We start from the raw sequence: 12,963 nt of genomic DNA, 5'->3' as shown, positions 1-12,963 counted from the left end.
ACAAAGCCAGGCCCTACAAATACAATGATTGCGCGAAAGCAGATGGGGCTGTAGCGCAGAGGGAGCGCGTTTCCTTCGCACGGAAAAGGTCGGGGGTTCGAGTCCCCCCAGCTCCACCAAGCGTAAGGAGTCGGGGCGTAGCGCAGTCTGGTTTAGCGCACCTGCTTTGGGAGCAGGGAGTCGAAGGTTCAAATCCTTTCGCCCCGACCACTAACTATAAGTTTGGTAGTGCAGAGAGGCGGGAATAGCTCAGCTGGTTAGAGCGACGGCCTTCCAAGCCGTAGGTCGCGGGTTCGAATCCCGTTTCCCGCTCCAAGTTTAGTTCCCGACCGGCTTTGTGCTGTGTCGGGAATTTTTTATACTCGATTTAGGAACGACGGCCTCCTCATTTTTGCCATAACTTAAGCTACACTGAAAATAAACTCCCTCGAATTATAAGTTTCGCCTCCTTTCGCTGTGTTTTCTGTTTTTAACTTACGGCTATTTTGAAGATGCCCCAACGTCTCAATTATATCCTAAGAGACATATTAATAACATTCAATACATCAGCCTCTCTCCCAAGCTTGCTTCCGGCAACACATTGTCTCTGCAGCGCATCCTCGGACACACAGACTTAACCATGACCAAGCGCTACGTGGCATATACACAAGACGACATAAAAGAGCAGCATGCGCACGCCTCGCCAGTGAATAAGCTCGTGCCCACTAAAAGGAGGGTGGGGAAGATAAAGTAAATGGTTAGGTCTTAAGCTGCTTTTGTTGGCTTATGTTTGTGTATGGCAGCAAGCCTGTGCTAAAATACAGCAATAAAAGATACCCTTGTGACGTTTTATGAAGCTATGGTAGCCCAAGAAACACCAAAAAACAAAGACCTGATCCCCGAAACGCCGTGCATAAACAAAGAGAAAGGGATAAAGGCCTTGACAGAAAGTAATCCACTTCTATAATAAATAACTGAGGTAGGAGCCAGGTTATAATTTAGCCTTTGGAGGGCTTGGCTATGAAGAAGAATTCGATTATTTCCGCAGTCTTAGGACTTCTTGTTGGTGGGAGTTCGTTTTTGGGCCTCTCGCAGATATCTCAAGCACAGGAAAAACAGAAGCTGGAGAGAATTTCAGAAGATACACCAGTTTACTTAGAGCTTGCGAATTCTGACATTCAAAGTAATGTAATCACACAGCTCCCGCAAGAGCATTATTCGCACAGCTCTCATCAATCTCATTATTCACACCGATCTCATTATTCGCACTATTCGTCCAAGTAGCAAGTTTATCTCATGATGTTTTAATCATATGAAGAGATGATTGATCTTAAACATTCTTTTGTTATTTCTCAGGAGAAAGGTTATTTAGTTAGCCTTCAAAAGTCGCTTTATAGTCAGGCTGCCATTTTTTCAGCAGCCTATAACTTTATAGGTGAGAATGTTATTAAAGTATTCCCTATAGATGAAGAATCGATTGGCGTTCTATTTGAACCTAAAAATGGCAGAACCCTTGCAGAGGTCGAGAAAGATGCCCAATTATTCATAAATGAGGCTTTGGATCAGCAGGTTCGTGTTAATCTTGAACGAGAGTTTGGACATGTTAGAGATATTATTGTGGAGTATGCCTTTTCGCCGGTAAAAAAAAATCCTTAAAAGCGACTGAACAATGGTTTTCCTTCCTTCCATTCTCCTTTAAGTTTTTAGGAAATACGAATGTTTTGCTTGTTAACTATGCTGGAGAATATGCAGTAATTTCGATTCAAGAATTCGAAACTCTTTTGAAGAATCCTTTTACTGTTGATTCTCATACATTTTCGTTATTAAAAAGTAAAAACTTCATTACAGATCATGACTTGGAACTATCAGTTGAAATGCTTGCCACAAAATTAAGAACTCGAAAAGCCTTCCTAAAAAATTTTACTTCTCTTCATATGATAGTGTTGACAGGGCATTGTAATGGTCGTTGTGATTATTGCCATGCCTCTAGTTCTGATTTGATAAAAGGACATATGTCGCAAAATATGCGTCCTGATATTGCAGATGCAGTGGTCGATATGATCTTTATATCTCCTTCTAAAGTGATCAAAATTGAGTTTCAAGGAGGAGAACCGCTTATCAATTGGGAAACACTGGTAAGAATTGTTCATTATGCCAAAAAACATAACAAGAAAGCAAATAAAAAGTTAGAATTTGTGGTTTGTACCAATATGACATTATTAGATGAGAGCAAAATAAAATTTCTAAAAGCAGAAGGTGTGCAAATTTCTACCTCTTTAGACGGCCCAAAGGAACTGCATGACCTGCATCGCAAGATGAGAAATGGCTCAAGCTCATATGATAAATTCGTCGAAAATCTTCTACTTGCACGTCGTATTATGGGAGATGAAGCTATATCACCACTTCTAACCATTACGCGGGATCATTTAGGAAGGATTAGGGAAGTTGTTGATGAATATATGCGACTTGGTTTCAAAGGAATCTTTTTAAGATCTTTAAATCCTTACGGTTTTGCAAGGGAAGACATTGCTACGCTTGGTTATTCAATGAAAGAGTTCATCGAAACCTACAAGGAGGGTTTTCGTTACATTTTACAGAGAAATCTTAACGGGGAGTATTTTGCTGAGTACTTTGCTACGCTTCTTCTTTCGAGGATTTTAACTCCATTTACTACTGGATTTATGGATCTGCAATCTCCGGCGGGTGCTGGTATCAGTGGAGCAATTTATGACTATAACGGAGACGTTTATCCTACAGATGAGGCTCGTATGCTTGCTAGAACTGGAAACAAAAGGTTTCTCCTAGGTAACGTTGAAAAAAATTCATATGAAGAAATATTTGGAGGCGAAAAACTAAGATCAATTACCTCTAAATCTTGTGTTGAAATACTTCCAGAGTGCTCTTCTTGCGTTTATCAGACTTATTGTGGATCGGATCCCGTCCGGAATTATGTAGAAACCGGAGACGTAGTAGGATTTAGCCCACACAGTGACTTCTGTAGGAAAAACAAGAGTATCATGGATTTCCTGTTTAATTATATCTTGGAAAATGATGAACAGGTAATGAATGTATTTTGGTCTTGGATTACTCATAGGCCATTAGAGGAAATACGCTTATGAAAACTCTTCAGGGAACCTCACATAACATTTTAGAGCCACTTATAGGAAAAGTTTCAAGGAGGGCCTTGTCGTTTGGTAGGCATAAAACCGTTCTTGTGGCCGAAAAGTTTCATTGGAGCTTAAGACATAAAGCATTTTTAACTTCGAGTACGAGTTTGCCAAGATTGTATGGCAAAATGCCTTATATTGGAGGCATAAGTCCTGAATCTCTTTCGGAATTGCGCACGGGGGACATTATTAAGATCTATCCCAATGGAAATGTTGTTAGAGTATGGGAAGAAGGATCTCTCCAAAATGTGATTTTTGTTACAGATAAGTGTAACTGCCGGTGCATAATGTGCCCACAACCTGCTAACTCTAATTTATCATCGTCTTTTTGGAAAGAGAATAAAGAGATTCTTTCTATGGTCAGCTCAAAAACAAACTCCATCTGCTTTTCAGGCGGAGAACCTACGTTAGAAATGGAACAGTTAAAAGATTTATTAGTCTTTTGCAAAAAGAGATTGCCTAATGCACATCTTGCTATTCTTACAAACGGAATTGCATTAGCTGATTTTAGTAAAACTAAACAACTTATTGAACAAAGGAACAAATTCCTTCTCTTTTGCATTTCTCTAAACGGAGACATTGATGACGTTCATGATGAGATCGTAGGAGCCGAGGCCGCCTTTGGTCATGTAATGCGAGGGTTATATAATTTAGCTCGCTTTAGATGCAGAATAGAGCTGCGCTTTGTTATTATGCGACAAAATTACGAGCGCTTACCTTATTATGCTGAATTTGTCTATCGAAACCTTCCGTTCGTTTCGCATATTGCCTTTATGGGGCTGGAGTATACGGGGGAAGCGGCAAAGAATCTTGAGTCGATCAGAATAGATCCCGTTGATTATGCAGGTCTTCTTAGAGAGGCAATACTTCAACTTCATAGGCGGGAAATGAATATATCAATCTATAATGTACCAAGATGCCTTTTGCCTCGTGATATTTGGGAATTTTCTAGAGACTCCATTTCAACATGGAAAAAAACCTATTTAGATCTTTGTTCTTCTTGTGAAGAGAGGGTAAATTGCTGCGGGCTTTTTGAAACGTCTGTGCATGTTAGTCCAAATATTTCTCCTATTCTTGGACAGTAAATAGGCAAACAACAAAATTCTGTGCAAGAATTATCAAAAGCTGATAAGAAGTGCATAAGTTATTAGGGTGAGGGTAAGACAACAATGCTGTTGGGGTACGTATCTTCTACCTGTTACATAGCGCAATTTTGGATATTTAAACTGTCTAACTATATAAAATGTACTTATAGCGCCAATTGCAATCAGATGCCTGTTTAAGCAATTGCTCACATGACATTCCAAACCAATTGTTCTTGTAAAGAATGTTAGAGACTTTATCGCATATCTCTTTTACTTGCTCAGTAGATATATTATAATGCTTGGCCATTTCCTGTATGGCTTTCTCTTCTGGCATGGATGCATTGATCACATAGTCGTATATTTTGTATTCCATAACGGTATAAGTCTCAGTAGGAGGTGTGCTGACGCTTGCTGGCCAGTAAATTATTGGAACGTTTCTAAATGTATAGTTAACCACTATTGTGGTTATCTCATTATACTTTGCCCCCAAATCCTCTCTTGGATAAGGCAAAGTTGGTGTCACCATCTTGCTCGGACCGTTAAGCGCATAAGCATGGGTGTCGTCACGGACCCACCAAACCAAATAGTCTTTCTGTGTCTGTATTATTGGATTTGGTGCGAGGTCATAAACAAAACAGCCTTCACCAACTGGATTACGTTTTACCCTGAATTCATGCCCTTTAATGCCTAGTTTATTGGGTTCTATATGTGAAATTATGAGGTCACGGGCAGTTGCGTGAAATATCGCTTCTTCTACTGTTTGGGCATCATCAGAATTAGCACGTTTGCGATACTTAGTCAATGATTCATTTTCTGGAGATTCATCGTGTGTTAATAAAACGAACATAAGAGCAATGCATCCAATTAGCAATGCCACCCTATATATCTTCTCTTTCATTTTACTTTGCATCCTGCTATCCTGGTTATTGAACAATTCAGCAAACTCATTGAACTACTGTTATTTTAATAATGTCTTAGATTTCTTTTCGTGTTCCTTGAGTTCCTTTAGAGTTTGAGGTACTTTTTCCAGTAATTCAATTAGCTCTTTTACTTGTGATGGATTCAAATAAAGGGTTATTGTATTAAATATATTATCAAAGTCGACTATATCTAAAATTACATCAGTTTGGTTTCCTTTGTTTGCGGAAAAGAATGTAAGTTTAATTCCATATTTGTCACCGTATGATCCTTCTTTCATAAATGAACCCAAATTTTTTGTAATTTCTAATTGTTCTTTCCTTGCAGTTTCAGCCCATTTAATTCCTTTTCTTAGCAGTTCTATAAATTTCTGTCTCTCTCCTGCATAAATAATCCCTCTTGCACATATAAGCCCCTCGCCACCTTTAATGTAAGTGTTGCCTTTTTCGTCCACATATACATAAATAGGTTCTTCGCTCCATGTCTTCCATACATTGTTGTAATATCTACCTGTAGCTGATCCTTCAACAAATCGAGTTCCTGCGTAAGCAACCATGGGAAGTAACAATAACAATAATAAAAACCCCAAATGGCAGCATTTTCGCATAAAATCCTACCCCCTATTGAATCACAAGATTGTTCATTAATTAATTTATATATCTTTCTAGCATGACTTAAATATCAATCTAATGTCAATACAGAGGTGTAGCACCTCCAATTGGAGTAATTTGTAAGGTACGCATATATTCAGTACCAAACAGTTTAATTTCTGCCTTGCCAATTTGTATTGAAAGCTCTCCTGGTTTAATTGCCTTGGAAACATTTTTTGCAACCCATTGTTTTGCTTTCGTTGGGTTGGCTCCATCATAAGATATGGTCACACAACTACTGAAATATCTTTCCGCTAATTTGGTTATCCGATCAATTTCAATTAAACCCATAACATAAGATGCATCAACTATGAAATTTACCCACTGAACTTTTTGCGGTGATGTTTCATAAATATCACACATTAAGTGAATTCCAGTGTCAGAGTCTACCGCTTCGCCGCTATCATGTAAAAGTAATTTTCCTTTTTGTGGCCCACTAAAAACTAACCCCCAACTTTTTTCAAGGATTGATTTAATATTCGCAGCCGTAAGGCCTGGGATGATCTTAGGTTCATCTTTGTTTGTTGCTCTGTTTTGGTGTTCTGTTGTATATGTTTCAATTACACTATAAGATGGGTTATTTATTGTTGCTATGTTTTCATTCCACTTGAAGCCCATAAAAACTCCAGATTCAGCGTCTGGCCTGAAAGTTACAAGTTTTTGTGCGTAGGCTGAACTACTCGTCAGAATAATTACAAAAACAATACACCCAATTAACCATCTCTTCATAGGCTTCCCCTTCATTTTGTCTCGCCTTCTTTCTTTAATAGTATTGAATCTCATTTTACTTCTGACAACGCTTCCATCACCGTCCAAAATTTCTTAGTTTTTCCAGGAAACCTAAATTCAACTAGTGTCCACGTTGCGCCTTCCATGTAAACAACCGTCCCATCTTCAAGAATGCCTACAACGCCAGCCGCTATGAGCTTAGCAAGCGCTTCATTATCGCCGCTAATGATGTAGCTAATAGCCTGTTTGAGATACTCTTTGGTAGTGGCAAAAGGATAACCGCCTTTTGTAACATACTTTGTACTCGCTGAAGTTATCGAAACAAAAATGACTACTAAAATCAGGCTTATCAGTAAAGTTCTCAATACCGTGTTATTTCTTTTCATTTGCCTCCCCCTTCTCTCTATTTTTACCTTCGCTGTTTTAGTAATTTCCTCTTATCTGTGGTACTTTCAATGCCAAGGTTCTCGCTTTGGTAATTAGCCTTCTTTCCCTGCATCTGTTGCGTCTTCCACTCTTCTTTGCTCTGTACGCTAGTAAGGCTTTGCATTGATCTGCTTCGTACGCTGTTGTTCCAGGAGTTGATTGGTAAATTGTTCTATGACTTTTTAAGCTTTCGTCATTGCTAGAAAATAGATGGTGTAAATCCTCCTCATACAAGGTAATATAAAATTGAATCATCTCCATCCCTTCGATAGTTTGAGCTTGCGATAATTTTATTCTATAAGAGGGCATGGCCCTTTTAAATTACTTTAGAAAAGTGCCATCCTAAATTTTACAATTATACGTAACTTTCACAGAACACAATGGTGTCTATCTCACTTCACTATTAATTATTCGTCAATTCTTTCTTACTGCATCTAATAAAGATCTCAAAATCCTTTGTACTTCTTGTGGATTTTCGATGTTTCTCCATATGCATTCAATCCCGGCTGTGCCCGCGGTGGATATCAATATATCTCCACAACTAAATATTTTCTGTAACGGGCTTATCCTAAATCTAAGGTCTTGAACTCTATTAAGCGAACATTCATACATATCTTTACCTATTATTCCAGTAATTTTTATAATTCTATGAGTTGTTAATCCATAAATCATATTTTTAAATACTAAATAGGGAATTAATATTATTCCCAAGGCAATTAACTCTATAACTATACCCATCCATGTAAGAAACAATGCAAGAAGTGGAAAATATAAGAAAGGCAGTCCTATCAGAGCAGTAATAATTCCACAAAGCACAGGCATCAAAAGCGAGCATTTTATTGATGGTTTTGTTTCAAAAACCATTTTTTCTCCTTTTTTTAATTTAAACATGTCTTCAGTGATTAATTTAGGGCTATCATACAAAGACACACCATTTGGTACACTATTTTGTGGAATTTCTTTATCACTAACGCATATATCACTTTTATAAACCTTTGCACCACAATATCTACAGAAGTTGCTCTCATTATCTACTTGTTTTCCACAGTTTGGACAATACATATTATTATCTCCCACATAATTACAATTTTATTAAAAACTAAACTTTTATACATCTTTAATTTCCATAGTATCACTTAATAGTTACATCTTATGCTCCCCGTAAAAAGAAGTGACCTTGAGTTAAGATGGATTGCGGTGGCCGTGTTCGTGTCACGCCTTATCCCTGCAATAGTTTCACGCATACATCCTGGTCACATTTTTCTTTCCTATTCTATCATCTAAGAAGGCCTCAGCAAAGGCTAACCCACCTCACCTTATCTAACCCGCTTTTTGCTCCCGAGGAGCTTCTTCACCGGCGAGGCCGCTTCGTGCGCCTCGCGTATGTCCGCCTCCACGAGGGCTATGTAGTGCTTAGTGGTCTCGAGGTTTGAGTGTCCCATGATCGCCTGGAGCGCAAAGGGGTTCATGCCGTTGCGCAAAAAGTGCAAGGCCGCATCGTGGCGCAGGTCGTAGGGAGAAAGCTTTTTTAAGCCGAGCTTGGGTGCGTAATGTTTCTTTAACCTCTGCGTCCATCCTGAGAGCGTAAATTTTTGGCCTTCGTGGTTGGTGAAAAGCAGCGGTGTTTCCCACTCCTTCGGCCTTGCCATGACAAGAGCCTGTATCGCCTTGGTCGTCTCTATGGAGAAGGGTAGCGTCCTGCTCTTGCGGGTCTTTGACACGGAAGCTCGGACTAAAACGACCATGTCTTTGAGGTCGACGTCTTCAATGGTCAGAGACAGTGCCTCACCTGGCCTTATGGCTGTGTCTATGGAAAGGCACAACAAGGCGTAGTCTCGCTTGCCGCAGTAAGTTGACCTATCCGGCAGCTTTAAGAGCTTTTCTAAGACTTCCGCCGAGTGCTGAACGATCCTCGGTTCGGCCTTCCTTGCCCCGATCCCGTCGAGCGGGTTTTTAGTGCAAGCTCCCTCGTCTATCAGCCATGAAAAGAAGGCTTTAAGATACTTTCGCCTGATGTTGAACGTTGCCGGTGAGATACCGTCCTGGCCGAGGAAGGAAAGCACAGCCATCCTTGTTTTGCCGGCATCCTGAGGATTCCAAGCCTGCGGGTATTCTTTGAAAAAGCGCGTTACGTGATAGCGGTAGTCTTTGATGGTCCTTTCCGAGTAGCCCTCAGCCTTCCTGAAGAGTGCGAAGGCTTCCAATGCATCATCCCATGAGTGAAACTTCTCCTGGAATAAAACTACATGGCCTCTTTCATTCACGATTGTGTCTTATAATTTCGAGGGAGAGCAAAATTTAGGAGCAACGGCCTCGGTCGATTTTGTGCAAGTCTTGCCTTGGGAGTGTTGCTCTAAAGTTCGCATTTATGCTAATATTAACTGCGTCGTAGTTGGGAATAGCTCAGCTGGTTAGAGCGACGGCCTTCCAAGCCGTAGGTCGCGGGTTCGAATCCCGTTTCCCGCTCCAAGTTTATTTGCGCCCGTAGCTCAACGGGATAGAGCAACGGACTTCTAATCCGTAGGTTGTGGGTTCGAGTCCCGCCGGGCGCGCCAATATGGAATTTCGGGGGCCGATGGGGCCCCCTTAAAGAAACGTTATTCCTCCACGAAGGCCACTATCCGGCTGATGCAGGATTCTCCGCCTTCAAACCTCCAGGGAAAGCATCCGATAGTAGCGCGCTTGCCCGAGAGCAGATCTATATCTCCACCAACGCATTCTGCGTGTATGATATCATCGGGAAAAAGATCGACATGCATAAGCTGGTAATCCTCCGGCGGGAAGAAGTCATCGAGCCCCTTGCCGTATTTATTTTTAAGATGCTCATCAGCCAGCTTGGCGTAATGAGGCATCCACTCGCGGATCTTAGTGTTCATCGGGTGATCCGCCGAGCCGCAATCGACGCCGATCCACTTAATCTTTCTTTTCTTACACCACTGAGCGAACTCTTTAGTAGGGCCTGGGTGCATAACCATGTAGCGGACTTCGTCAGCCTCTGGTTGGTCCCAACCATAACGATGGTAACCTGTGTTGATGATGAGGATGTCTCCGTCATGAACCTCTGCCCGCTCCTCAATGTCTTTGCTGGTATAGATCCCGAAATCCTCGGCGATGTCGCTGATGTCTACCACAACTCCTGGCCCCACGAGAAAGTCTTTCAGTTCGAGACTTGCAATGTCCTTGCCGTGGGTGCAGAAGTGCAATGGGCCGTCCAGATGGGTGCCCACGTGATTTGAGTGTGTTAAAAGTTGTCCGTTTGCGCCATTTGGCGCCAAGCGCTTGAAGAACTTAATCTGGAGCGGTTCATAAGTGGGCCATGGCGGGGTTAAATGGCTAATCGGGATGGAGAGATCGTAAATCTTCACGTTCTTCCAGTTCTTCAGTTCCCAGTTTACACTCATATTAACTCGCCTCCTGAATCATATTTTAAACTAAACAGACGAGAACATGTATTTATGGACTCGTCTACCTTACAAGGTATTCATCGCAAAAATCCCGGCTGCTCCGGTAAAGAGCCTGGTAAATGTGTGATTGTTCGGGTTACTGTACATATCCTCCTTCTGCTTCCCATGAGTTGCTCTTGTATCAAAGGCGAGGGCGATAATTACATTTGCCGTTTAGATGCCAACTGCAAATTCCCGTCGCCCTCGAACTTGCGATGCTCGAGCGCCGTCCAAATTATAGAACACCCATGCATATTTTTTTAAAAGATAGCGCTTTTGAATTTGCTAACTCCGATTTATCCTCTCCGTGCACCTGTGGCAATCGTCATAACTACCATTGGCTTCTTGACCTTTCCTGAAAGAGCGTGTAGCATATTCGTGCAGGAAGCATATTCGGATGGGAATGCGCGAATGTGCACCGTGGCAAGGCGCTTTGGTATAAGTGTATTTGCGCAGACTGGATGTTCGGCGAATAGACATGGTGGACGTAGCTCAACTGGTCAGAGCACTGGACTGTGGCTCCAGGGGCTGGGGGTTCAAGTCCCCTCGTCCACCCCAAAAATACCAATAAGTCCATACGGTACAAGGATTTCTTTACCTTTTAACCTCTTGCTTTTCCCAAAGGATCAGGACAATCCACAAGAGATGCCCAGAGGATTTCAAAAGAATCTTACATCAAAAAGTTGTCTGATGCCTGTTGACTAATCCATCGAGCTATGATAAGTTTCCTATTGCTGCCGGAGATAATCTTCGCATGCGCCCGTAGCTCAGTGGACAGAGCGGCGGACTTCGGATCCGTTGGTCGCGGGTTCAAATCCTGCCGGGCGCGCCAGCTGGGGTGTTATGTGGGCCGTTAGCTCAATTGGCAGAGCACGGGACTCTTAATCCTGGGGTTACAGGTTCGACTCCTGTACGGCCCACCAACAGGACTTTAAGCGTGCGAGAGTGGTGGAACTGGTAGACACGCTGGACTTAGGATCCAGTGGTTTCGACCGTGGGGGTTCGAGTCCCCCCTCTCGCACCACTTTCGCCTCGACGCATGACGTCGAGGCATTTTTACTGCGCTTGACATGCTTTATGTAGAATTATTTTCAGTTGGGATAGCAAAATTGCCGTTGGCGTAGTAAAATAAAATGCTTATGATGCACGGACTGTGATGTCGCAGGCATAAATGGAGGTTGATTTTTGTGAGATCCGAAATTGTATCACAGGATAAGGACTCGGTTTCCATAAAAGTGGAGGTCGATGCATCGGATTTTTCTAAGGCTGTGAACGAAAGCATTCGAAGGCTATCTCAAAGCATAAGCATAAAGGGTTTTCGCAAAGGGCACATACCTCGCAGAGTTTTGGAACTCTATCTCGGTAAAGATGCCATATATAAAGATGCGCTGGATAGGATTGTGCCGAGAGCATTGAGCCAAATAGTCGAGGACTATGAGATAGAACTCGCGACAGAGCCGACAGTTAACGTGAAAGAAATAAAAGAAGGCGAGCCTCTAAATCTTGAATTTACCCTTGAACTGCGTCCGGAGGCCGTCCTACCAGATCTGAAAGATATCGAGGTGGAAATTAACTTGCCTCAGGTGACGGATGAAATGGTGGATGAGGCCATAGAGGAACTGCGCAGGCTTCACATCCAACTCCTTCCCGTAGAAGGGCGCCCCTCGCGCGATGGCGACACAGTGGTAGTTGATTATATTACAACAATTCAAGACGAGGAAGGCGAGCGCGTTTTAGAGAAAGCGGAAGATGTTAGTCTAAACCTGGCCCATCCCAATTTGCATCCGCAGATAAAGGAGGCTCTGCTTTCCAAGGAGGTAGGGTCGCACGTCATTGCAGAACTGGTCGTAGAAGAAGGGCATTCAGACGCTACCGTCGCCGGCAAGTCTGTTCGCTGCAATTTCGAGATTAAAAAAATTATCGAGCCCATCCTTCCGGAGCTGAGCGAGGAGTTCATAGCTCAGGTGACCGGTGGAGAAGAAAAAAATATAGAAGATCTTAGAGAAGCGCTGAAGGCCAAAATAGCAAGACAACTGGAGAACAGAAGTCGACTGGATGCTCGCAATAAAGCCTTAGAGAAGCTGATAGAGCTTTCAGATGTTGACATCCCGACCTCTATGATAGATCGCGAAGCCGAAGCACTTAAAAGAAGAGACGCGGAGGCTATACAGCAAAAACGCGGCATGTCGCTGGAAGCATACTTAGCTGAGCAAAATTTAACGGCAGAAGAATACGAACGCTTGATAAGGGAAAGGGCACAAAGAGCATTGAAACAGGCGTTTGTCTTAGATGCTTTGGCTAAACTTGCCGGCGTGGAGGTCACTTCGGGCGATATCGATGAATGGATAACTAGGGTTGCCTCATCGCAGGGAGAAAAAATCGAGCGGCTGCGTGCTCGCATAGAGCGGGACAGAGAATTGTTCAGAAACGTTATCGATAATATCCGCTTAGAGAAAGCGGTGGATTATTTGATGTCTCAAGTTACCGTAAAAGAAGCAAGGGAGGACTCCGCTTCTGCCTCTTCCCCAGAAAACAACGTGCTCTCTGAGGAAGACAACGGTTAATA

General features: G+C 42.3%; 10 protein-coding genes, 8 tRNA genes and 1 pseudogene. 12 read left to right on the top strand and 7 right to left on the bottom strand.

Going from position 1 to position 12,963, the window contains the following annotated elements:
- Window positions 1-44: 44 nt before the first annotated feature.
- The 6 genes and pseudogenes from EZM41_RS10580 to hxsC all read left to right on the top strand — a co-directional run bounded on the left by EZM41_RS10580 (window position 45) and on the right by hxsC (window position 4,231).
- Window positions 45-119 (top strand) — tRNA-Ala (locus EZM41_RS10580).
- Window positions 120-131: 12 nt separating this feature from the next.
- Window positions 132-210: transfer RNA gene (locus EZM41_RS10575), tRNA-Pro, on the top strand.
- 28 nt (window positions 211-238) lie between these two features.
- A tRNA-Gly gene (locus tag EZM41_RS10570) sits at window positions 239-315 on the top strand.
- A 984-nt stretch (window positions 316-1,299) separates the two neighbouring features.
- A complete protein-coding gene (hxsD, locus tag EZM41_RS10565) occupies window positions 1,300-1,635 on the top strand; it encodes a His-Xaa-Ser system protein HxsD (protein ID WP_198471046.1) in 336 nt (111 codons plus the stop codon).
- Window positions 1,636-1,673: 38 nt separating this feature from the next.
- Window positions 1,674-3,098, top strand: a pseudogene (hxsB, locus tag EZM41_RS10560) (His-Xaa-Ser system radical SAM maturase HxsB); the annotation flags it as partial.
- The gene (gene hxsC / locus EZM41_RS10555) at window positions 3,095-4,231 is read left to right on the top strand and encodes a His-Xaa-Ser system radical SAM maturase HxsC (RefSeq protein ID WP_198471044.1); all 1,137 of its coding nucleotides are present in this window, start codon (window positions 3,095-3,097) and stop codon (window positions 4,229-4,231) included. The pseudogene hxsB and the gene hxsC, both read left to right, overlap by 4 nt.
- A gap of 145 nt (window positions 4,232-4,376) precedes the next feature.
- On the opposite strand, the gene EZM41_RS10550 is transcribed toward hxsC, so the two are convergent.
- The 6 genes from EZM41_RS10550 to EZM41_RS10525 all read right to left on the bottom strand — a co-directional run bounded on the left by EZM41_RS10550 (window position 4,377) and on the right by EZM41_RS10525 (window position 9,218).
- Window positions 4,377-5,129 (bottom strand): hypothetical protein, encoded by a 753-nt coding sequence (locus EZM41_RS10550; protein ID WP_198471043.1) that lies wholly within the window; start codon window positions 5,127-5,129, stop codon window positions 4,377-4,379.
- Between the two features lie 60 nt (window positions 5,130-5,189).
- Window positions 5,190-5,756: a hypothetical protein gene (locus EZM41_RS10545; RefSeq protein ID WP_198471042.1), complete on the bottom strand. Its 567-nt coding sequence runs from the start codon at window positions 5,754-5,756 to the stop codon at window positions 5,190-5,192.
- Between the two features lie 85 nt (window positions 5,757-5,841).
- Window positions 5,842-6,528, bottom strand: a complete 687-nt coding sequence (locus EZM41_RS10540; RefSeq protein ID WP_198471041.1) for a hypothetical protein — start codon at window positions 6,526-6,528, stop codon at window positions 5,842-5,844.
- A 50-nt stretch (window positions 6,529-6,578) separates the two neighbouring features.
- Complete coding sequence (locus EZM41_RS10535; RefSeq protein ID WP_198471040.1) at window positions 6,579-6,914, bottom strand: hypothetical protein; 336 nt, start codon at window positions 6,912-6,914, stop codon at window positions 6,579-6,581.
- 454 nt (window positions 6,915-7,368) lie between these two features.
- Window positions 7,369-8,016, bottom strand: a complete 648-nt coding sequence (locus EZM41_RS10530; protein ID WP_198471039.1) for a PH domain-containing protein — start codon at window positions 8,014-8,016, stop codon at window positions 7,369-7,371.
- 254 nt (window positions 8,017-8,270) lie between these two features.
- Window positions 8,271-9,218 (bottom strand): tyrosine-type recombinase/integrase, encoded by a 948-nt coding sequence (locus EZM41_RS10525; RefSeq protein WP_342449294.1) that lies wholly within the window; start codon window positions 9,216-9,218, stop codon window positions 8,271-8,273.
- 214 nt (window positions 9,219-9,432) lie between these two features.
- Here EZM41_RS10525 and EZM41_RS10520 point away from each other — a divergent pair.
- Window positions 9,433-9,509: transfer RNA gene (locus tag EZM41_RS10520), tRNA-Arg, on the top strand.
- Window positions 9,510-9,551: 42 nt separating this feature from the next.
- On the opposite strand, the gene EZM41_RS10515 is transcribed toward EZM41_RS10520, so the two are convergent.
- Window positions 9,552-10,355 (bottom strand): cyclase family protein, encoded by an 804-nt coding sequence (locus EZM41_RS10515; protein WP_198471038.1) that lies wholly within the window; start codon window positions 10,353-10,355, stop codon window positions 9,552-9,554.
- A gap of 523 nt (window positions 10,356-10,878) precedes the next feature.
- On the opposite strand from EZM41_RS10515, the gene EZM41_RS10510 reads away from it, so the two are divergent.
- The 5 genes from EZM41_RS10510 (at window position 10,879) to tig (ending at window position 12,961) form a co-directional block, all read left to right on the top strand.
- A tRNA-His gene (locus EZM41_RS10510) sits at window positions 10,879-10,955 on the top strand.
- 198 nt (window positions 10,956-11,153) lie between these two features.
- Window positions 11,154-11,229: transfer RNA gene (locus EZM41_RS10505), tRNA-Arg, on the top strand.
- Between the two features lie 15 nt (window positions 11,230-11,244).
- Window positions 11,245-11,320: transfer RNA gene (locus tag EZM41_RS10500), tRNA-Lys, on the top strand.
- Window positions 11,321-11,336: 16 nt separating this feature from the next.
- Window positions 11,337-11,421 (top strand) — tRNA-Leu (locus tag EZM41_RS10495).
- A gap of 163 nt (window positions 11,422-11,584) precedes the next feature.
- Window positions 11,585-12,961, top strand: a complete 1,377-nt coding sequence (tig, locus tag EZM41_RS10490) for a trigger factor (protein ID WP_198471037.1) — start codon at window positions 11,585-11,587, stop codon at window positions 12,959-12,961.
- Window positions 12,962-12,963 lie beyond the last annotated feature (2 nt).

This window comes from Acetomicrobium sp. S15 = DSM 107314 (assembly GCF_016125955.1).
GTDB lineage: Bacteria > Synergistota > Synergistia > Synergistales > Thermosynergistaceae > Thermosynergistes > Thermosynergistes pyruvativorans.
The sequence above is the reverse complement of the archived record's forward strand: the minus strand, read 5'-3'. Positions and strand labels throughout refer to the sequence as shown.

What these genes read in the sequence shown, in the direction of transcription:
- hxsD (WP_198471046.1), top strand. Translation starts at nt 1,300, where the DNA reads ATGATTGATCTTAAACATTCTTTTGTTATTTCTCAGGAGAAAGGTTAT.
- hxsC (WP_198471044.1), top strand. Translation starts at nt 3,095, where the DNA reads ATGAAAACTCTTCAGGGAACCTCACATAACATTTTAGAGCCACTTATA.
- EZM41_RS10550 (WP_198471043.1), bottom strand. Translation starts at nt 5,129, where the DNA reads ATGAAAGAGAAGATATATAGGGTGGCATTGCTAATTGGATGCATTGCT.
- EZM41_RS10545 (WP_198471042.1), bottom strand. Translation starts at nt 5,756, where the DNA reads ATGCGAAAATGCTGCCATTTGGGGTTTTTATTATTGTTATTGTTACTT.
- EZM41_RS10540 (WP_198471041.1), bottom strand. Translation starts at nt 6,528, where the DNA reads ATGAAGAGATGGTTAATTGGGTGTATTGTTTTTGTAATTATTCTGACG.
- EZM41_RS10535 (WP_198471040.1), bottom strand. Translation starts at nt 6,914, where the DNA reads ATGAAAAGAAATAACACGGTATTGAGAACTTTACTGATAAGCCTGATT.
- EZM41_RS10530 (WP_198471039.1), bottom strand. Translation starts at nt 8,016, where the DNA reads ATGTATTGTCCAAACTGTGGAAAACAAGTAGATAATGAGAGCAACTTC.
- EZM41_RS10515 (WP_198471038.1), bottom strand. Translation starts at nt 10,355, where the DNA reads ATGAGTGTAAACTGGGAACTGAAGAACTGGAAGAACGTGAAGATTTAC.